An 18,018-nucleotide genomic window follows, 5' to 3' on the forward strand; every position below is an offset into this window, starting at 1 on the left:
GGTCAGCCGGAGCGCCGACCGCCGCGGAGCGCCGAGCGGAGCACGTCGCGGTAGCGTGCGCCGATCCGCTCCGTCGCGTACTCGGCGGCGGCAGCGGCAGCGCCTGCCCCGTGGCGCGTCCGTGCCTCGTCGTCGGTCAACTCCCGGACGAGCGCGGCCCGCAGGGCGTCGACGTCGCCGGGGGCCACGAGCAGCCCGGACCGGTCGTCCCGGACGACCTCACGGATGCCGGGCAGGTCGCTCGCGACGATCGCGGCCCCGACCGCGGCGGCCTCGAGCAGCGTCACCGGCAGTCCCTCCTGGTCGCCGTTCGCGGCGGCGACGGAGGGCAGTGCGACCACGGTCGCCGATGCGAGCGTGGCGAGCACCTCCGACTTGCCGCGCTGCCCGAGGAAGGTCACCGGCAGACCGGCGGCCTGCCGTTCCAGGCGCTCCCGCCACGGACCGTCGCCGACGACGGTGAGCGACCACGGGACGTCCTCGACGCCCCGGAGGGCCTCGATGAGGATCCCGAAGCCCTTCTTCTCGACGAGACGACCGACCGCCACCACGTGCCCCGGTCGGCGGGTCGCCTGCTCGCGGGCGGCGCGGGCCGGTCCGAGGTCGACGCCCATCGGGATCACGCTCGACCGGTGCTCCGGCACGCCCCACTCCGTCAGACGCTCGCGCATCTCGTCGTTGACCGTCGTGACGTGGGCGGAGCGCCCGAACACCCACTGCTTGAGCCGCACCAGCGGAGCGGCACGCAGCGCGTAGACGTCCCCGCCGTGGGTCGTCACGACGAGGGGGACGCCCGGGGCCGCGAGCGCCGCGACGAAGGCCTGCGGGATCGCCCAGTGCGCGTGGATGACGTCGGGCTTCCCGGCGCGGACGGCACGACGGACGGCGAGCCACTGCGCGGCCACGAGCGCCGGGACCTGCAGGACACGCTTCCGGTCGGCCTTGAGGTTGTCGAGGATCGCGCCGTCCGCGAGGTCCTCGAACCGTCGCGGGAAGTAGGCGAACCGGCGGACCCGGACGCCGTCGACGGTCTCGGCGCGGGCGGCACCCGCGACGCGCGGTGTGAGCACGGCGGTGTCGAACTCGACGGCCTCCTGTCGGGCGAGGTCGAGCACGAACGCGGGGACGCCGTCGTCGGGGTGCGACGGGAACGTCGAGGCGAGCACGAGCAGGCGCGGCCGACCGGACCCGGCAGCCCGGGTCATCTGTCGCTCGACCGCAGGGTGCCCGCCTCGAGCTGTCGGATCAGCTCGTCCGGGTTCGAGAGGTCCATCTGCCGCGTGTTGACGTAGAGCAGACGGTCGAACTGGCGGAGCAGAGCCACGAGGACCCGGTGCTCACGCTCGATCATCGCGGTCAGTCGCGGGTCACCGTGCAGGATCGCCGCGAGGCTGTCGTTGAGGTCCGCGGACGCCGCGATGCCGTCGGCCAGTTCGTCGACGTTGTCGTCGGTGATGTCGACGGACTCGACGCCGGGGCCGGTCTTCCGGAGGAACCCGACCGCCGTGTACGGCACCGCCTTCGCGAAGACCTCGCCCGGGTAGAGCTCGTCGGCATGGATCCGCGTCGAGATGAGGAACTCGCGGTGCAGGAGGCGTTCGAGCACCCAGCGCAGCACGTTCTTGGCGTACACCGCGGAGGAGTACTTCAGCGGCACCTTCGCGCCGACGAGGTTCTGCACGTTGTACGTGAAGATGTGCAGCGGTCGCGGGTAGGGGTGCACGATCCCGCTCGTCAGGTCGACGAACTGCAGGTCGTCACCGAGCAGCTTGTAGCCCGCCGCCATCAGCGACATGCTCAGCGTCGTCTTGCCGGTCCCGCCGTAGGCCGGGAGCAGGAAGCCCTTGGTGTCGGACGCGACACCGCCGGCGTGCATCAGCAGGACGTCGCGCTCGAGCAACTTCGCGTAGATGATCGGCTCGAGCACCTGGGCCTGCAGGTACACGCCGATCGCGTTCATGTAGACCCGGTCGAGCCAGTGGCTGCGGAACCAGATCGTGACGTGGTCCGTGTCGAGTCCACGGATCACGTAGGAGAACTTGAACAGCCCCTTGAACCGCTCCGTACCGCGGACGTCACCCGGCTCGCGGCTGGGCGCCTTCTCCTCGATGCGGACGTCGACGGTGAGGGTCGCCCTCGGTGCGTCGGCGCTGGGCTTCGCTATGCGCGCGTACTCGTTGTCGAAGTAGCGGCGCCAACCGCGGTGCTCGGTCTGGAGGTTGACATCGAGAATGCCGTAGAAACTGTACGTGGTGGCCATCTCGGTGGATGCTACTGCAGGCTGACGCCCAGATCGAACTGCCCGCGCCCGCGCGTCTCGTACACTGGGGCGTCATCGTGGAGGGTGTTGTGGAGCAGACAGAGTCAGGAACGGGCGGCCGCGGCCGTCGCGTCCTCCGACGGGCCGTACCGATCGTCTTCTACGTGGCCCTCGCCGGCTTCCTCTTCCTGTACGTCCGGAGCGTCGACTGGGGCCAGCTCGCCGGCGTCGAGTGGAACTGGTGGTGGGTGGCCGTCGCCACGGTCATCAGCCTCGGCTTCCGCTACTGGGGCGTCGGCATCTGGTTCTTCCTGCTGCGCCGCCTGGGTGCGGAGAACCTCCGTGGCAGCGGCGTGACCCTGACCCACGTGTACGCCAAGTCGTGGATGGGGCGCTACATCCCCGGCGCTGCGACCTGGATCATCGGCAAGGTCTACTTCGCCTCCCAGCACGGTGTCTCCAAGGCCCGTCTCGGGGTCAGCGGCTTGCTCGAGGGAGCGTTGCAGATCGCGGCGACCCTGGCACTCGCCCTCGTGCTGCTGTTGATCGACCCCCGGACGCACGCGCTCGATCCGTGGATCATCGTGCTGATGATCGCGGCCTTCGTGGTGTGCGTCATCTGCCTGGTTCCGCGGGTGTTCGTCGCCCTGATCGGGTTCGCCCTCCGGATCCTCCGACGGCGCCCGCTGGAGGACGACGTCAAGCCCGCGCTCGGCACCGTCGTCGTCGGTGCCGGGCTGTACGTCCTCGGCGCGGTCATCTCGGGGACCGCCTACTACTTCATCTCGCTCGCGGTGTACCCGTCGCTGCGGGTGCAGGACGCGGCGTTCGTCATCGGTGCGGCGAGCATGGCGTCGGCGATCAGCATGCTCGCCGTGTTCGCGCCCGGCGGTCTGGGGGTCCGGGAGGGCGTGCAGGGGCTGTTGCTCGCCCTCGTCATGCCCGGGCCGGTCGCGCTGGTCGTCGTGGTCGTGACGCGCATTTGGAGCCTCGCCGTGGACGCGCTCTTCCTGCTGACGACCGCCGTGCCGACGTGGTTCGGGCGCGGCAAGCGCGCGGCCGTGACGACCTCGCCGACGAACGCCGACGCGACGAAGGCCTGACGAGCCTCCAGGACCGACCCGAACGGATCGGATCGGCCGGGGCCCATACCGGTACTGGCCGGAGCTGCGTGCCGTCGGCTCAGGCCGAAGCGCGCACCGGCTCCACCGCTCCTCTGGGCGCCGTGTGTGGAGCGCGAGCCACCGCGATGGCCGAGACCATGAGCCCGACGACGACGAGGACGAGCACCGCAGCCACCAGGCCCGGCGGCACGGGGCCGAGTTCCCGGTACCGCTCGACGGCGGTGCCGGACGGCAGCGGGTGCGCGGCGTTCCAGAACCAGTTCCCGGCGACCGCGACGCCGTACAGCCCGATGGCCGGCGCGACGATCGCCACGACCACGGCGACCACCCGACGGCCACGGGGGAAGACCCGGCGCCAGGCGACCGCGCTGATCGCGACGAGGCACAGCACAGCGGGGAAGTAGTAGCGGCCCTGGGTCGCGGCGACCTCGGTGGTGGTGAGGTACGCGCGGGCGCTCGTCGCGGTCTGCACGACGATGAGGAGCGCGGGGAACACCGCCAGCACGACGACCGGGCGGAGCAGCGGTCCGCGGCGGAAGGCGAACGCGACGAGCACCACGAGCACCACGATCGTCAGCACGGCGGTGAAGAGGTCGCCGATGCTCACCTGCGCTTTGATGCCGGGACTGCCCCAGAACGTCCGGGTGAGGGTGCCCCAGCTGACGTCGAGGAAGTGTGTGAGGGACGGGCCCTCTCCGGACGGGAAGTCGGCAGGTGGGCGCATCGCGGTGTACCCGTTCGGCTGGACGCGGCCGGTGGTGACGAGGTTGTGCACCCACCACCAGGAGCCGAGGGTCGCACAGATGCCGAGCGTGACCACGGTCCGGAGGCAGCGTTGCCCGAGCCGGAGCGTCCCGGTGCCGGCCACCAGGACCGCGATGGCGACGAACGGGACGGCGGGCAGACCAGTGCCCTTCAGCCACACCAACACGCTGAGGGTGAGCCCGAGCGCGACGGTGGTCCGCCACCGGAGGTCGCCGGTCAGCAGGCGCGTGACGAGCCAGACGACGACGCCCGCCACCAGCAGGACGGGGGCGTCGTTCGAGACGGAGGCGCCGATGGAAGCCAGCTCGGGTGTCGCGAAGAGCGCCAGGGCTCCGACGAGGCCGGCGCGCGGGGACCGCGTGAGGCGGCGGACCGTGGCCCAGGCGAGTGCCGCGAGCGGCGTCACCGCGACGGCGTCGGCAACGCGGAGTGCCAGCACCGCATGGTCCCACCGGAGATCGCCGAAGTGCACCGCGCGGAGGACGACTGCTCCTGCCGCGTACACGGTCGGCGGGTGCTGCGTCATCTGATCGACCGTGTCGGACGTCCCGGGGGCACCGGCGAGCAGTTCGGTCATGGTCGACCACTCGTCGCGCGAGACCGAGCCCTGCTGCGCGGCGGCGGCCTGGACGGCGTTCAGGACACGGAGGTCGCCGGGGGCGGCCCAGGGGTCACCGACCGCCAGGTGCACGGCGGAATCGAAGTGGGCTGTCTCGTCGGGCGCCTGGAACGCGGGGACGACGACCGCCCAGAGGATCAACCAGAGGCCGAAAGCGGCGGTCACCACGACGACGGCGATCCGCTCCCACGCGGCGACCGGGGGGTGCGCTGACTCGACGTCGGGCATCGGTGCTGTGTGCGGTTCCGTTCCCGTCGCCATCCGACGATCCTACGGGAGCGGGGTCACGCCCCGCGCGCGTGGGTCCCGTGCTGGGCGGGCTCGTCGTCGCGGAGCGCGGCCACACCGTCGGCAGCATCGAGACGGTCGACCCGGTCGGCCCGGTCGGGGTGGTACACCCATGTCTTGTAGAGCCAGAACCGGAAGGCAGTGCCGAGCGCCAGGCCGATGACGTTGCCGGAGACGTTGTCCGCGAGCGCCGAGGTGAAGTGCAGCACGTAGTGGGAGACGGCGAGGCAACCGAGCGAGATGACCATGCCGCCGAGGGAGACGATGACGAACTCGACGCCTTCCTTCGCGGCGACGGAGCGGCGCTGGTGACGGAACGTCCAGTACCGGTTGCCGATCCAGTTCACGGAGATCGCGACGACCGTGGACACGACCTTCGCCCAGAAGGGTCCGGAGTGCACCTCGTCCGGTGCGAACACCGTCGCCCGCAGCAGGTTGAAGACGGAGAAGTCGACGACGAAACCGACCGCGCCGACGATGCCGAAGCGGGCGAGCTGGGCGATGAGGCGCCGCACGTGGTCTCCAGGATTCCGTAGAGTTGTCGCTGCCGGTCTGGTGGTCGGCAACGGGCGGATCGACGATCGGCCTCGCAGGATTGTAGTCGAGCGGGTCCGAGTCGATGGCTGCGGACCGAGGAAGGAAGCTCCCATGGCGTTGCGGGTCGGAGTCGTCGGCGGAGGCCAGCTCGCTCGGATGATGGTGCCGGCGGCCGTGGAGCTCGGCATCGACATCCGCGTCCTCGCCGAAGGTCCCGGCATGTCGGCGGCGATCGCCGCCACGGCCGAGGGGGACTACCACGACGCCGAGACGGTGCTGGCGTTCGCACAGGACGTCGACGTGGTCACGTTCGACCACGAGCACGTCCCGCAGGACGTGCTGCGCGCGCTCGTCGGCGCCGGCGTCCCCGTGCACCCGGGACCCGAGCCCCTCGCGGTCGCGCAGGACAAGATCCTCATGCGCACCCGCCTGACGGAACTCGGGTTGCCCGTCCCCGAGTGGGCGGCCGTGCACGACGCCGACGAGCTCCGCACGTTCCTGGCCGACCACGGTGGTCGTGCCGTGGTGAAGACCGCACGCGGCGGCTACGACGGCAAGGGCGTCCGTGTCGTCGACGACCCGTCCGACGTCGACGACTGGTTCGTCGCCGTCGCCGAGGCCGGCGGCGACCAGGCCCTCCTGGTCGAAGAGCTCGTGCCGTTCACCCGGGAGCTCGCGCAGTCCGTCGCCCGGCGCCCCTCCGGAGAGGTCGTCGCCTGGCCGCTCGTCGAGAGCGTCCAGCGGAACGGCGTCTGCGCCGAGGTCATCGCGCCCGCCCCCGGCAGCGCCGGACGCATCGCCGACCAGGCCGAGTCCCTGGCAGTGCGCATCGCCGAGGAGCTCGGCGTGACGGGTGTCCTGGCCGTCGAACTGTTCGAGACCGCCGACGAGCGCATCCTGGTCAACGAGCTCGCGATGCGTCCGCACAACACCGGTCACTGGTCCATCGACGGTGCCACGACGAGCCAGTTCGAGCAGCACCTGCGCGCCGTACTCGACCTGCCCCTCGGCGCCACCGGCATGCACGCGCCCGCAGCGGTGATGGTCAACCTGCTCGGTGGGCCGGCCGACGGTGACCTGGCCGGGCGGTACCCGTCCGCGCTCGCCGCCTTCCCGGAGGCCAAGTACCACCTGTACGGCAAGGCCCCGCGGCCCGGTCGGAAGATCGGGCACGTGACGGTGACCGGAGCCGACGTCGACGACGTCGTCCACCGAGCGCGGGCGGCGGCGGCCCACTTCGACTGACGCCGGGTCGGCCGACGAGCGTTCTCGGGGGCCGTCCTGGAGGTGTGGGCCGCCTCGACGACGTCGGCCACGTCCGCGACGTGGGTCGGGCCTCCAGGACGCCTGGTGGCGGCCCCGGCACGGCGTGCGGCCCGCAGGCGTCCACCCGCGGCTCGCGTCCGCGCGCCGGTTAGGCTCTCCTGCGTGACCGACACCACCGCCACCGCTCCGCTCGTCTCGATCATCATGGGGTCCGACTCGGACTGGCCGACGATGCGGGCCGCTGCCGACGTCCTGACCGAACTCGGCATCGCGTTCGAGGCGGACGTCGTCTCGGCGCACCGCACCCCGGACAAGATGGTGCGGTTCGCCCGTGCCGCCGCAGGGCGCGGGATCCGCGTCGTCATCGCCGGTGCGGGGGGAGCTGCGCACCTGCCGGGCATGGTGGCGTCGATGACCACGCTCCCGGTCGTCGGCGTGCCGGTGCAGCTCGCCCGCCTCGACGGGATCGACTCGCTCCTGTCGATCGTGCAGATGCCCGCAGGCATCCCGGTCGCGACGATGGCGATCAACGGAGCCGCGAACGCCGGACTCTTCGCCGCCCGGGTCATCGGGAGCTCCGACCCCGTCGTCGCGGCTCGACTGGCCGACCACGCGGACGGGCTCATCGAGATGGTCGAACGCAAGGCGGAAGCGCTCCGCGAGCAGCTCTGACGCGGAAGCAGCGCGACGGGTCGGTCGGGCTGCGCCGTGCGCGGCGGTGACGCGTGGAGTGCTGAGTCTGCGGCTTCGTGAGTCCCACGTGGCGCTGAGCCGCCGTCCCACGCCCTGCCGACCGGCACTGTGTCGACCGGCACTGTACCGACAGGCACTGTGCCAGCTGGCACCGTGCCAGCTGGTGCCGTCAGCTCGCGGTGGCCGCGCCCGTGCGGGCGTCGACGGTGACCGTGCGCTGCGCGCCGTCCACGGTCACCAGGACCGTCCACACCGGCGCCGACTCCGGACCGCCGAGCTCGGCGGACACCAGCCTGCTGCCGGACACGGTGTTCGTGGCGGTGCTGGCCGCGGCTGCGGCGTCGACCGTGGCCGCGGTGGCGCGCGCCGCGTCTGCCGCCTTGGTGGGCGCGTCGCTGTCCCTCGGGAACGGACCCGAGGTCACCCGACCGAGCGTCGCCGAGACGACGGACTGCGTGCGGGAGCCGTCCGGACCCGCGACGAGCACGGTCCAGTTGTCGCCCGAGCCGGCGAGCGAGATGACCGTGCCACCGCCGGCTGCGGCGACGCCCTGCGCCGAGACCGCGGCGAAGTCGACGGTCTCGGGGTCGTCGACGCCGCTGCCGTTCCCCGTCCCGGTGCCGGTGCCGTCATCGGCCCCGGCCGACGGTCCGGCGGACGGGACCGCCGGGGCGGACGTCGACGAGGGCGACGACGCAGGTGACGACGGAGCGGCGCTCCGGGTCGGGGTCGGGGAGGCCGTCCGGTGGTGTGAGGCCGAGGGGGTCGGGTCGGGGGTGCCACCACCGGAGCAACCGGTGAGCACAGTCGCCGTGACGGCGACCAGGAGGATCGAGGCGGTGCTGACCGGACGGAGACGACGCGACATGGGTCCGATCCTGACAGGCCACCCGGCGCACACCCGACGACGACACGGGCGGTTCACCGCATCGATGCCGAGCCGTGACCGGCGCTGGTGACCCGGGCCGTCAGAGGTCGGCGTGCAGCTGCCAGGTCTCGAGTGCCGAGTCCCGCCAGTCGAACATCCGGGCTCGGTCCGGTCCGACGACGGCGAGCTTCTCGGCCAGGAGGCGGTCGTTCACGACCTGGTAGACCGCCTGAGCCAGGCGCGTCGGGTAGGAGTCGAGCGGCATGCGCTCGACCGTCACGCCGGCGTCGGAGGCGACTTCCCGGACCGCCGGGTCGTCGGAGTGGATGACCGGGGTGCCGAAGCTCATCGCCTCGACCACGGGGAGGCCGAAGCCCTCGGCGAGGCTCGGGAACACGAACACCGTCGCGCGGTCGTACACGGTGGCGAGGTCGGCGTCGTCGATCCGGCCGAGGATCTTGACCCGGTCGGCGGACAGACCGGCGCGCTCGGCCGTCTCGACCACGTCCACGTCGCCCCAGCCGTCGGGTCCGGCGATGACGAGGGGTACGTCGGTGGGCGCCTCGGGGTGGGCCATCGCCCGGATGAGATGGTCCAGGCCCTTCCGGGGCTCCAGCGTGCCGACCGCGAGGACGTAGCGATCCGGCAGGCCGAGCCGCTCAGCGCGGACGGCGGCGTCCACCGGGACCCGGAGTCTGCTGCTCGGCGCGCCGCCGATGACCCGGATGCGGTCGTCGAAGCGGTGGATCCGGTTGAGGTCCTCGGCGACGGCGTGCGTCGGGACGACGACGGCGTCGGCGTGGCGGAAGGCGCGCTTCACCATCGCCTTGTGGAAGTGCACCCCGCGCGGCGTCAGGGTCTCCGGGTGCGACCACGGCACGGTGTCGTGCACGGTGACGACGATCTGGTTCCCGAGGTCACGTGTCCGGTCGTGCCGGACGAGGGGCGCCAGCACGCTCGGCGCGTGCACCATGCCGTGCGACGCTCCGCGGGCCATCCCGAGCTGCCACGCGAGCGAGAGCTCGCGGCGGGGGAGCGCCAGGCGGTCGATGCCGGCGATCCCGGGGAACAGGGTCCGCAAACGCTGCATCTCCGACGGCGACGCCGCCGACACGATGCCCTCGACGTCACACCCGTCCGGCGCGGTCTCGACGAGTTGGCGGGTGAGTTCCTCCGCGTAGCGTCCGACACCGCCCGGGACCGGGGAGATCACCTGGTCCACGATCACGCGGAGTGTCGTCATGGAGCTCCTCTTCGGATCGCGGGGTCGGACAGCGGCCCAGACACTACCAGGGCCGCCGGGAGAGGCGCCGACCGTGCCCGGTGAGCGATCCTCGCGCGCTAGGCTTGTGCGGCAATCGACGAGGGGAAGCCTTGACCACCGTGAGGAACGACGCGCTGCGCCGCATCGCAGACCCGCGACGCGTCATCGTCGTGCTCGAACACCCGTGGACGCTCCGGGTCACACTGATCGTGTTCGTCGTCGTCGGCGCGTTCCTGTCCGTGGCCGTGCACATGCCGGTCGTGGACGGGGTCGGGCACGTGCCGTACGCCGGCACGATCGCCCCGGACGAGGGGCGACACATCGCCAACATCCTCTTCTACGCCGGACGCAGCTGGACCGCCGGGCCGATCATCACCGATGCCGCGCCGCACCTGTTGACGATGGGTGAGATCGAGCGCTTCCCGAGCTACGTCTACTACTACCTGATGAGCTTCCCGGTGAAGCCCCTGATCGACCTCGGGGCGCCGTACACCGTCATCGTCGTGATGCTGCGGGCCGTCAACGTCGTGATCGGCGCGCTCGGCCTGGTCGTCATCCACCGGCTGTTCCGCGTGATGGGCTTCTCCGCGTCCATCGGCGCACTGGCGGTCATCGTGGTCGCACTGACCGGGCGCTACGAGTGGCAGAGCGCCGGCGTGACCTACGACACCCCGGCGAACACCCTGTTCTTCCTGTGCCTGTACTGGTGTGCCCGGATGATCCGTTCGTCGGACCGGCACTGGGGGCACCTCGTCCGTGCCGTCACGTTCGGCATCGCGGCGATCATCGTCAAGTACACGTTCGTGCCCTTCGTGATCGTGGCCCTCGTCGTCGCTGTCGTCCTCGTCATGCAGCGTGACGGTCTGCAGGCGTACGCGCACCCGGTCCGGCGACTCGGTGCTGCCTTCCGTCTCCGCCCGGTGATGTCGTCGCTGTGGGCGCTCTTCCTCGCCGTCACCTCCGCGATCATGATCGAACGCACCGGCGGCAACCTGCTGCGCTACGGCCAGTTCAACCCCGCGTGCGTGAAGGTGCACACGCACCAGCAGTGCCTGTCGTTCGACATCTACCGCCGCAACTACATGGCCGAGCGGGCGCACGATGTCGCGATCCTGCACGGCACCCCGCCGGACCAGTTCGACCTGTTCCGCTTCATCGGCGACTGGGTCAGCTCCTACTTCCAGACGATGTTCTTCTACCGCGGTCGCGACACCGAATGGCAGGTCGTGACGGGCGTGCAGGTGGTCGGTGGCGTCGTCCTGATCATCGCGGTCGTCGCCATGCTGCTGACCATGCGCACCCTGCTCCGGACACGGGCGTTCGTCTGGGGCACCGTGGTCACGTCGACCTACCTCGTCGCGATGTTCTTCTTCAACCTGCGTACCTTCCTGCGGCTCGACAACCAGTACGCCTTCGCCGGCCGGTACATCCTGCCCGTGTACCCGCTGCTCGTCGCGTTCGCGATCGTGTCGGTGATCGCCCTGTGGCGCACGCTGCCGCCCGGGTGGCGCCGAGCACTCGCGCTGCCAGCCGTGGTCATCGCCGTGGTGGTCGCCGCGACCTACGCGGGTCCATTCGCCTTCGCGGCGTACGCCCACGACCCGAGCTGGTACACGCCGCTGGCGCAGCGGGTCCTGCCGCACTTCCTGACGGGGGTCCGATGATGAGCACGCAGACGACACCGTGGTACCGCCGCCGTCGATGGTCCGTCGGCACGGCCGTACTGGTCCTGCTCGTCGTGGCCGTCGGGTACGAGTACGTGTCGGCCGGGCCCGCACCGACCACGGTCTCCGGGTGCACGATCGTCCCGGGCGCCTCGGTCGGATCGCACGCCGAGTGCGCCGGGCTCGACCTCGTGGACGCCGACCTCGCCGGGGCTGACCTCCGGCTCGCCGACCTGCACGGTGCCGACCTGCGTGGCGCCGACCTGAGCGGAGCGATCCTCTACGGCGCTGACCTGCGCGGCGCGGATCTCCGGCGGGCCGACCTGTCCGACTCCGACCTCTCCCAGGCGGACCTGACCGGCGCGTCGCTCGGCGCCACCGACTTCACGAACGCCGGGATCTCCGGCATGGTCGTCGAGGACACCGTGCTCGCGTCGTCGCAGTACTCCCGCTGGGTGGAGGACGACGACCCGGTGCTCGTGACCCTGACTGCCGGCAACCAGCCCGGGATCACGAACAACACCTGCCGCGAGCTCGAGGGGCTGTACTACCCGGGGCAGACCGTCGTGACGTGCCGGCTGAGCACCGATGCGCGCTACGACAACACCCTGTCCTACGGCCGGACCGTCGAGGTCAAGCGGCCGCCGGTGATCACCGCACCCGAGCAGGTCTCGCTCCGGGTCGGTCGCCCCGCATCCGTGCAGCTCCACGCGGAGAGTCCGTTCCCGACCGTGTTGACGGCGTTCTCGAAGTCGCTCCCGGCCGGGCTGCAGTGGGACCCGGAGACCCAGCGGATCGTCGGCGAGCCCACCGCGCGCGCCGTCGGCACGCGGACGCTCGAGTTCATCGCGGACAACGGCCGACAGGTCCGCTCGACGATCACCTTCACCGTGACGCGCTGACCGGACGACGACGGCCGACCCCGCGGATGCGGTGGTCGGCCGTCGTCGTCGGTCCGGGCGAGGCCCGTCTCAGGCTGCGAGGACCCCTGCTGCGATCGCCGCATCGAGCGCGTCACGCCAGTCGCGGAGCGGCGCGATGCCGACGGCGGTCCAGGCGTCGTGACCGAGCACGCTGTACGCCGGTCGGGGTGCCGGGCGCACGAAGGCGGCGCTGTCCGTCGGGAGCACGCGCTCCGGATCGAGCCCGGTCCCGGCGAAGATCGCCCGGGTGAAGTCGAACCATGACGCCTGCCCGCTGTTCGTCCCGTGGTAGACGCCGGCCGGGGCTTCCGCGTCGAGCATCGCGACGATCTGCCGCGCGAGGTCTCCGGTCCAGGTGGGCTGGCCGACCTGGTCCGTCACGACGCTCACCGTGTCGTGCGATGCGGCGAGTCGGACCATCGTCTTCGCGAAGTTCGGGCCGCCCGCCCCGTACAGCCAGGCCGCGCGCACGATGTACGACGAGTCCGGGGCGATCGCGCGGACCGCGTCCTCGCCGGCGGCCTTCGTCCGTCCGTACGCACCGATCGGCCGCGTGGGTTCGTCCTCGGCGTACGGCGAGGTGCCGGTCCCGTCGAACACGTAGTCCGTCGACACCTGGACCAGCCGGGCACCGGCTGCGACGGCGGCGGTGGCGAGCACCGCCGGCCCCCGCGCGTTCACGGCGAAGGCGTCGTCCTCGTGCGACTCGGCGTCGTCGACCTTGGTGTACGCGGCGGCGTTGACGACGACGTCGTGTCCGGCGACGGCGGCGGCCACCGCGTCCTGGTCGGTGATGTCGAGGTCGGCGCGGGACAGTGCGGTGACGTCACGACCGGCGAGGGCCTGCTGCAGGTCCTGGCCGAGCATGCCGGCCGCCCCGGTGATCAGGTACCGGGTCATGCGATGGCCGCGCGCTCCTTGAGCGGCTCCCACCAGGCGCGGTTGTCGCGGTACCACTGCACCACGTCGGCCAGACCCTGCTCGAACGGCACCTGCGGCTCGTAGCCGAGCTCGGCCTGGATCTTCGAGATGTCGACCGAGTAGCGCAGGTCGTGCCCGAGACGGTCGGCGACGCGGTCGACGTACGACCAGTCCTTGCCGGTGGCGTCGAGGAGGAGCTGCGTGAGCTCCTTGTTGGTCAGTTCGGTGCCGCCGCCGATGTTGTAGATCTCGCCGGCACGACCGCGGGTCAGGACCATCGCGATGCCGCGCGTGTGGTCGTCGACGTGCAGCCAGTCACGGATGTTGTCGCCCTCGCCGTAGAGCGGCACGTGCCGGTCGTCGATGAGGTTCGTGACGAAGAGCGGGATGACCTTCTCGGGGAAGTGGTACGGACCGTAGTTGTTCGAGCAGCGCGTGATCGACAGGTCCAGCCCGTGCGTGCGGTGGTAGCTGCGGGCGAGGAGGTCGCTGCCGGCCTTCGACGCCGAGTACGGCGAGTTCGGCTCGAGCGGACGGTCCTCGGCCCAGGAACCCTCGCTGATCGAGCCGTAGACCTCGTCGGTCGAGACGTGCACGAAGCGCTCGGTGCCGTGGCGCAGGGCCGCGTCGAGCAGGCGCTGGGTGCCGACGACGTTCGTCTCGACGAAGATCCCGGAGTCGCGGACCGAGCGGTCGACGTGCGACTCGGCGGCGAAGTGCACGATGGCGTCGACCGTCGGGACGACCTCGTCGAGCTTCGCGGCGTCGCGGATGTCGCCCTGCACGAAGGTGTAGCGGGGGGAGTCGGCCACCGGGGCCAGGTTCTCGAGGTTGCCCGAGTAGGTCAGGGCGTCGTAGACGACGACCTCGGCGCCTTCGAGACCCGGGTAGGCGTCCTCCAGGGTCCGACGGACGAAGTTGGAGCCGATGAAGCCGGCCCCTCCGGTGACGAGGATCTTCACGCTGGTTTCCTTTTCGGTGGCCGATGGGCGTCGGCGGAGGAGCCGACGGCGGTCGGCCAGCAGTCTAGTGGGGGAGGCGTGCCGCCGGGGAGGAGGCGCTCAGTCCCCGTACCGCGCGAGTTTCTGCAGGTCGAGCTGCTCCTCGGCGAGCGTCCGGTTCAACCGGGTCAGGTCCGCGACCACACCGATGGTGATCGAGAGCAGGGCGCTGATCATCAGCACCATGCCGAGGATGAGCGACTGCAGGTGGTTGCCGCCGCTGTCGGTCCAGAGGAGCACGAGGTACCGGACGAAGGGGATGAGCCCGGCGACGCCGAAGACCGCGCTGACCCAGGCGAACAGGGCCATCGGGCGGTACATGAGGTACACGCGGGCGATCGCCGACCCGGACTGGAACATGTGCTGCCAGATGTTCTTGAACAGCCGCGACTCGCGGGTCTTCGCGTTGGTCGTGATCGGGATGCTGGCGATCGCCAGGCGCTTGTAGCCCGCCTGGACGATGGTCTCCATGCAGTAGCTGAAGCGCGTGACGATGTTGAGCCGGATGAGCGAGTACTTCGAGTACGCGCGGAACCCGCTCGCGGCATCCGGCAGGTCGAGCCCCGCGGCCCGGCTGGCGACCCAGGAGCCGAACTGCTGCATGGCCTTCTTGAAGCCGGAGAAGTGCTCGATGGTGCGGGTCTGCCGGTCGCCGATGACGATGTCTGCCTCGCCGTGCAGGATCGGCTGCACGAGCTCGGTGATGTGCGCCTGCGGGTACTGGTTGTCACCGTCGGTGTTCACGACGATGTCCGCACCGTGCAGGAGCGCGTAGTCGACGCCGTCGCGGAACGAGCGTGCGAGGCCCATGTTGGTGGTGTGCCGGACGAAGTGCCGGACGCCGTGCGCCTTCGCGACCTCGACCGTGCGGTCGGTCGAACCGTCGTCGATGATCAGGACCTCGATCTCGTCGATGCCCGGGATCGAGGTCGGGATCGTCTCGAGGACCGAGGGGAGCGTCTGCTCCTCGTTGAGGCAGGGGATCTGGACGAACAGTTTCACGAGTCGGTGGGTCCCTGGTGTCGTCGGCCGGCGCGGTGATCCGGGTGTGGGAAGTCGGCGACCATCCTACGTGGGCGCACAGACTGCCAAGTCTATGCAGCCTCATGTGCCCGCGTGCCACGATGGGGCCATGGCAGCCCTCCGGTCGACCGTCGCCCGTCTCCTGGGGCGGACCACCCCGACCCCGTCCGCTCCAACCCCGCCGCTCGTCGGCTTCGTCGTGCACGGCGCAGGTGGCGTGCACCCCGCTTCCGCGCACGTCCGCGTGACCGGCAGGATGACCGCTCTCGCCGCCTCCGGCGCTGCACGGGTCGCGCAGGTGGACCCGGTGCGCTGGGCGGACGGCTTCGACACCGCGCACCTCGACGTGCTCCTGGTGCAGCGCGACGCGTTCCCGCTCGCCGCGCTCGACGCCGCCCTCGCCCGCGCGGCGCGGGAGGGCACCCGGGTCGTCGCGGAGGTCGACGACGACTTCTTCACCCCGGAGGCCCGTGCCCGGTTGGCGCAGGCCGAGTACGACCCCGACCGCCTCGCCGCCGTCGACCGCGTGGTGCGGTCCGCCGATGCGGTCGTGGTGTCCACCGAGCCGCTCCGGCGGGTGCTCGCCGCGGAGGGCGTCGACGCCGTGGTCGTGCCGAACGGTGTACAACCCGGCCTCTGGGACGCCGACGCGGACGGGGTGCGCGCCCGTGACACCGGCGGGACCCGTCGCGTGCTCTACATGGGGAGCGCCACGCACGGCGGCGACCTCGACCTGCTGCGCCCGGTCTTCGCGGAGGCGACGGACGACGATGGCCGTCCGGTCCGGCTCGAGGTCGTGGGCGTGACCGGGGACGACGCGACCTGGTTCGACCGCCTGCCGTTGCCGGGCGACGCCACCCACTACCCGGACTTCGTCGCGTTCCTCCGCGCGCACGCCGGACGCTGGTCCGCCGGGGTCGCCCCGCTCACCGGGGACCGGTTCAACGACGCGAAGAGCGACCTCAAGTTCCTCGAGTACACGATGCTCGGGCTGCCCTTCGTCGGGTCCGACCGGCCGTCCTACCGCGGCGCGGACCGGCACGGTGGCCTGCTCGCCGGCGACGACCCGGCGGCGTGGCAGGAGGCCCTGCGCACCGCCTTCCGCGAGGCCGACGACCGGGTGGCGCGCGCTCGCCGGTACGTCGTGACGGAGCGCACGGTCGGGGCCGACCAGCCCGGCGAACGGGCCTGGCGGGCCGCGCTCGGCCTGTCCTGAGTCGGTCGGGCGAGGCGTCCGCACGACGTGCGGGGGCGCTCCCCGCGGCGGACGTGCCCCTTGCTAGGCTGCAGCGGTGCAGATCCGCGAACTGAAGATCCCCGGCGCGTGGGAGTTCACGCCCGTCCAGCACGGCGACGCCAGAGGGGCCTTCCTCGAGGCCTACCGCGCCGACGTGCTCGAGGAGACGGTCGGACACCCGCTCGACCTCCGGCAGGTGAACATGTCGATCTCGTCGAAGGGCGTCGCCCGCGGCATCCACTACGCCCTCGTCGCACCGAGCCAGGCGAAGTACGTCACCGCCGTCCGCGGCGCGTTCATCGACTACATCGTCGACATCCGCGTCGGCTCCCCGACGTTCGGGCAGTGGGACGCGGTCCGGATCGACGACGTCGACCGCCGTGCCGTCTACCTGTCCGAGGGACTCGGCCACGCCATCGTCGCGCTCGAGGACCAGAGCACGGTGAACTACCTGGTCAGCGCGCACTACGACCCCGAGCGCGAGAAGGGCATCAGCATCCTCGACCCCACGGTGGGCCTGGAGCTGCCGGACGGCATCGGCGAGCCGGTCCTGTCCGAGAAGGACACGAGCGCTCCGACCCTCGAGCAGGCCGCGGAGCAGGGGCTCCTCCCGACGTACGAGGAGTGCATCGCCTACACCGAGTCGCTCCGGACCAAGAACTAGGAGGGGCAGCCGATGAAGGGCATCATCCTCGCCGGGGGATCCGGCACGCGTCTCTGGCCGATCACCAAGGGCATCAGCAAGCAGCTCATGCCGATCTACGACAAGCCGATGGTCTACTACCCGCTGTCGACCCTCATGATGGCCGGCATCCGCGAGGTCCTCGTCATCACGACGCCGGAGTACAACGACCAGTTCCGGGCGTTGCTCGGTGACGGGTCGGCGCTCGGCATGGACATCCAGTACGCCGTGCAGCCCTCCCCGGACGGCCTCGCGCAGGCGTTCGTCATCGGCGAGGAGTTCATCGGGGACGACAGCGTCGCCCTGGTCCTCGGCGACAACATCTTCCACGGCACCGGCCTCGGCACGAGCCTGCAGAAGAACAACACCGTCCAGGGCGCGACGATCTTCGCGTACCACGTGGCCGACCCGACCGCGTACGGCGTGGTCGAGTTCGACGACGACTTCACCGCCGTCTCGATCGAGGAGAAGCCGGCCGAACCGAAGTCGAACTACGCCGTCCCGGGCCTGTACTTCTACGACAACGACGTGGTCGAGATCGCGAAGACCATCGAACCGAGCGCCCGCGGTGAGCTCGAGATCTCCACCGTCAACGAGCGCTACCTCGAGGCGGGCACGCTCGGCGTCGAGGTCCTCGACCGCGGCACCGCGTGGCTCGACACCGGCACCTTCGAGTCGATGATGCAGGCGTCCGAGTACGTCAAGGTCATCGAGGACCGCCAGGGCCACAAGATCGGGTGCATCGAGGAGATCGCCTGGCGCAACGGGTGGATCGACGACGACGCCCTCGCGGCGCTCGCCGCCCCGCTCGCGAAGAGCGGCTACGGCGTCTACCTGCAGAACCTGCTCCGCGGCTGACCGTGGCGCTGCGTGGCCGGCTCCG

General features: G+C 71.1%; 17 protein-coding genes. 8 read left to right on the forward strand and 9 right to left on the reverse strand.

Annotated elements, in window-relative coordinates; genetic code table 11:
* Positions 1 to 2: 2 nt before the first annotated feature.
* Positions 3 to 1,205, reverse strand: coding sequence for a glycosyltransferase (locus tag DEJ32_RS05555; RefSeq protein ID WP_110900571.1), 1,203 nt, complete (start codon positions 1,203 to 1,205; stop codon positions 3 to 5).
* Complete coding sequence (locus DEJ32_RS05560; protein ID WP_110889949.1) at positions 1,202 to 2,260, reverse strand: hypothetical protein; 1,059 nt, start codon at positions 2,258 to 2,260, stop codon at positions 1,202 to 1,204. Before DEJ32_RS05560 ends, DEJ32_RS05555 begins: the two co-directional genes overlap by 4 nt.
* A gap of 8 nt (positions 2,261 to 2,268) precedes the next feature.
* Here DEJ32_RS05560 and DEJ32_RS05565 point away from each other — a divergent pair, with 8 nt between their 5' ends.
* Positions 2,269 to 3,363 carry a lysylphosphatidylglycerol synthase domain-containing protein gene (locus tag DEJ32_RS05565; protein WP_110900572.1) on the forward strand — a complete coding sequence of 365 codons (1,095 nt, stop codon included), beginning with the start codon at positions 2,269 to 2,271 and terminating at the stop codon, positions 3,361 to 3,363.
* 79 nt (positions 3,364 to 3,442) lie between these two features.
* Here the strand turns inward: DEJ32_RS05565 and DEJ32_RS05570 are convergent, their stop codons facing one another.
* Both DEJ32_RS05570 and DEJ32_RS05575 read right to left on the reverse strand, forming a co-directional pair.
* On the reverse strand, positions 3,443 to 5,029 hold the full coding sequence (locus DEJ32_RS05570; protein ID WP_110900573.1) for a DUF2142 domain-containing protein: 1,587 nt from the start codon (positions 5,027 to 5,029) through the stop codon (positions 3,443 to 3,445).
* Between the two features lie 23 nt (positions 5,030 to 5,052).
* Positions 5,053 to 5,571 carry a GtrA family protein gene (locus tag DEJ32_RS05575; protein WP_110889946.1) on the reverse strand — a complete coding sequence of 173 codons (519 nt, stop codon included), beginning with the start codon at positions 5,569 to 5,571 and terminating at the stop codon, positions 5,053 to 5,055.
* A 133-nt stretch (positions 5,572 to 5,704) separates the two neighbouring features.
* Here DEJ32_RS05575 and DEJ32_RS05580 point away from each other — a divergent pair, with 133 nt between their 5' ends.
* Both DEJ32_RS05580 and purE read left to right on the forward strand, forming a co-directional pair.
* A complete protein-coding gene (locus DEJ32_RS05580; RefSeq protein WP_110900574.1) occupies positions 5,705 to 6,838 on the forward strand; it encodes a 5-(carboxyamino)imidazole ribonucleotide synthase in 1,134 nt (377 codons plus the stop codon).
* 183 nt (positions 6,839 to 7,021) lie between these two features.
* Complete coding sequence (gene purE, locus DEJ32_RS05585) at positions 7,022 to 7,531, forward strand: 5-(carboxyamino)imidazole ribonucleotide mutase (protein WP_258368906.1); 510 nt, start codon at positions 7,022 to 7,024, stop codon at positions 7,529 to 7,531.
* Between the two features lie 190 nt (positions 7,532 to 7,721).
* On the opposite strand, the gene DEJ32_RS05590 is transcribed toward purE, so the two are convergent.
* Positions 7,722 to 8,420 carry a hypothetical protein gene (locus tag DEJ32_RS05590; protein ID WP_110900575.1) on the reverse strand — a complete coding sequence of 233 codons (699 nt, stop codon included), beginning with the start codon at positions 8,418 to 8,420 and terminating at the stop codon, positions 7,722 to 7,724.
* A 100-nt stretch (positions 8,421 to 8,520) separates the two neighbouring features.
* Positions 8,521 to 9,663 (reverse strand): glycosyltransferase family 1 protein, encoded by a 1,143-nt coding sequence (locus tag DEJ32_RS05595; protein ID WP_110889943.1) that lies wholly within the window; start codon positions 9,661 to 9,663, stop codon positions 8,521 to 8,523.
* Between the two features lie 131 nt (positions 9,664 to 9,794).
* On the opposite strand from DEJ32_RS05595, the gene DEJ32_RS05600 reads away from it, so the two are divergent.
* Together DEJ32_RS05600 and DEJ32_RS05605 are read left to right on the forward strand one after the other, a co-directional pair.
* Positions 9,795 to 11,348 carry a hypothetical protein gene (locus DEJ32_RS05600; RefSeq protein ID WP_110900576.1) on the forward strand — a complete coding sequence of 518 codons (1,554 nt, stop codon included), beginning with the start codon at positions 9,795 to 9,797 and terminating at the stop codon, positions 11,346 to 11,348.
* Positions 11,348 to 12,250 carry a pentapeptide repeat-containing protein gene (locus DEJ32_RS05605; RefSeq protein WP_258368287.1) on the forward strand — a complete coding sequence of 301 codons (903 nt, stop codon included), beginning with the start codon at positions 11,348 to 11,350 and terminating at the stop codon, positions 12,248 to 12,250. Before DEJ32_RS05600 ends, DEJ32_RS05605 begins: the two co-directional genes overlap by 1 nt.
* 69 nt (positions 12,251 to 12,319) lie before the next feature.
* On the opposite strand, the gene rfbD is transcribed toward DEJ32_RS05605, so the two are convergent.
* From rfbD to DEJ32_RS05620, 3 genes are all read right to left on the reverse strand, one after another.
* Positions 12,320 to 13,171, reverse strand: coding sequence for a dTDP-4-dehydrorhamnose reductase (gene rfbD, locus DEJ32_RS05610; RefSeq protein WP_110900578.1), 852 nt, complete (start codon positions 13,169 to 13,171; stop codon positions 12,320 to 12,322).
* Positions 13,168 to 14,154, reverse strand: a complete 987-nt coding sequence (gene rfbB / locus DEJ32_RS05615) for a dTDP-glucose 4,6-dehydratase (protein WP_110889939.1) — start codon at positions 14,152 to 14,154, stop codon at positions 13,168 to 13,170. Before rfbB ends, rfbD begins: the two co-directional genes overlap by 4 nt.
* A gap of 99 nt (positions 14,155 to 14,253) precedes the next feature.
* Positions 14,254 to 15,195, reverse strand: a complete 942-nt coding sequence (locus tag DEJ32_RS05620) for a glycosyltransferase family 2 protein (RefSeq protein ID WP_110889938.1) — start codon at positions 15,193 to 15,195, stop codon at positions 14,254 to 14,256.
* 130 nt (positions 15,196 to 15,325) lie between these two features.
* On the opposite strand from DEJ32_RS05620, the gene DEJ32_RS05625 reads away from it, so the two are divergent.
* From DEJ32_RS05625 to rfbA, 3 genes are all read left to right on the forward strand, one after another.
* Positions 15,326 to 16,432 (forward strand): hypothetical protein, encoded by a 1,107-nt coding sequence (locus DEJ32_RS05625; RefSeq protein ID WP_110900579.1) that lies wholly within the window; start codon positions 15,326 to 15,328, stop codon positions 16,430 to 16,432.
* Positions 16,433 to 16,508: 76 nt separating this feature from the next.
* Positions 16,509 to 17,117, forward strand: a complete 609-nt coding sequence (locus tag DEJ32_RS05630) for a dTDP-4-dehydrorhamnose 3,5-epimerase family protein (protein ID WP_110824517.1) — start codon at positions 16,509 to 16,511, stop codon at positions 17,115 to 17,117.
* Between the two features lie 12 nt (positions 17,118 to 17,129).
* On the forward strand, positions 17,130 to 17,993 hold the full coding sequence (rfbA, locus tag DEJ32_RS05635; protein WP_110889936.1) for a glucose-1-phosphate thymidylyltransferase RfbA: 864 nt from the start codon (positions 17,130 to 17,132) through the stop codon (positions 17,991 to 17,993).
* Positions 17,994 to 18,018 lie beyond the last annotated feature (25 nt).

The sequence above is a fragment of the Curtobacterium sp. MCPF17_046 genome, from assembly GCF_003224295.1.
Taxonomy (GTDB): domain Bacteria; phylum Actinomycetota; class Actinomycetes; order Actinomycetales; family Microbacteriaceae; genus Curtobacterium.

Bases quoted from the DNA above. Each gene is read 5' to 3' on its own strand.
- DEJ32_RS05565 (WP_110900572.1), top strand. From the start codon at position 2,269: ATGCTACTGCAGGCTGACGCCCAGATCGAACTGCCCGCGCCCGCGCGT.
- DEJ32_RS05625 (WP_110900579.1), top strand. From the start codon at position 15,326: ATGGCAGCCCTCCGGTCGACCGTCGCCCGTCTCCTGGGGCGGACCACC.
- DEJ32_RS05595 (WP_110889943.1), bottom strand. From the start codon at position 9,663: ATGACGACACTCCGCGTGATCGTGGACCAGGTGATCTCCCCGGTCCCG.
- DEJ32_RS05555 (WP_110900571.1), bottom strand. From the start codon at position 1,205: ATGACCCGGGCTGCCGGGTCCGGTCGGCCGCGCCTGCTCGTGCTCGCC.
- DEJ32_RS05580 (WP_110900574.1), top strand. From the start codon at position 5,705: ATGGCGTTGCGGGTCGGAGTCGTCGGCGGAGGCCAGCTCGCTCGGATG.
- DEJ32_RS05605 (WP_258368287.1), top strand. From the start codon at position 11,348: ATGAGCACGCAGACGACACCGTGGTACCGCCGCCGTCGATGGTCCGTC.
- rfbD (WP_110900578.1), bottom strand. From the start codon at position 13,171: ATGACCCGGTACCTGATCACCGGGGCGGCCGGCATGCTCGGCCAGGAC.
- rfbA (WP_110889936.1), top strand. From the start codon at position 17,130: ATGAAGGGCATCATCCTCGCCGGGGGATCCGGCACGCGTCTCTGGCCG.
- DEJ32_RS05570 (WP_110900573.1), bottom strand. From the start codon at position 5,029: ATGGCGACGGGAACGGAACCGCACACAGCACCGATGCCCGACGTCGAG.
- DEJ32_RS05560 (WP_110889949.1), bottom strand. From the start codon at position 2,260: ATGGCCACCACGTACAGTTTCTACGGCATTCTCGATGTCAACCTCCAG.
- DEJ32_RS05590 (WP_110900575.1), bottom strand. From the start codon at position 8,420: ATGTCGCGTCGTCTCCGTCCGGTCAGCACCGCCTCGATCCTCCTGGTC.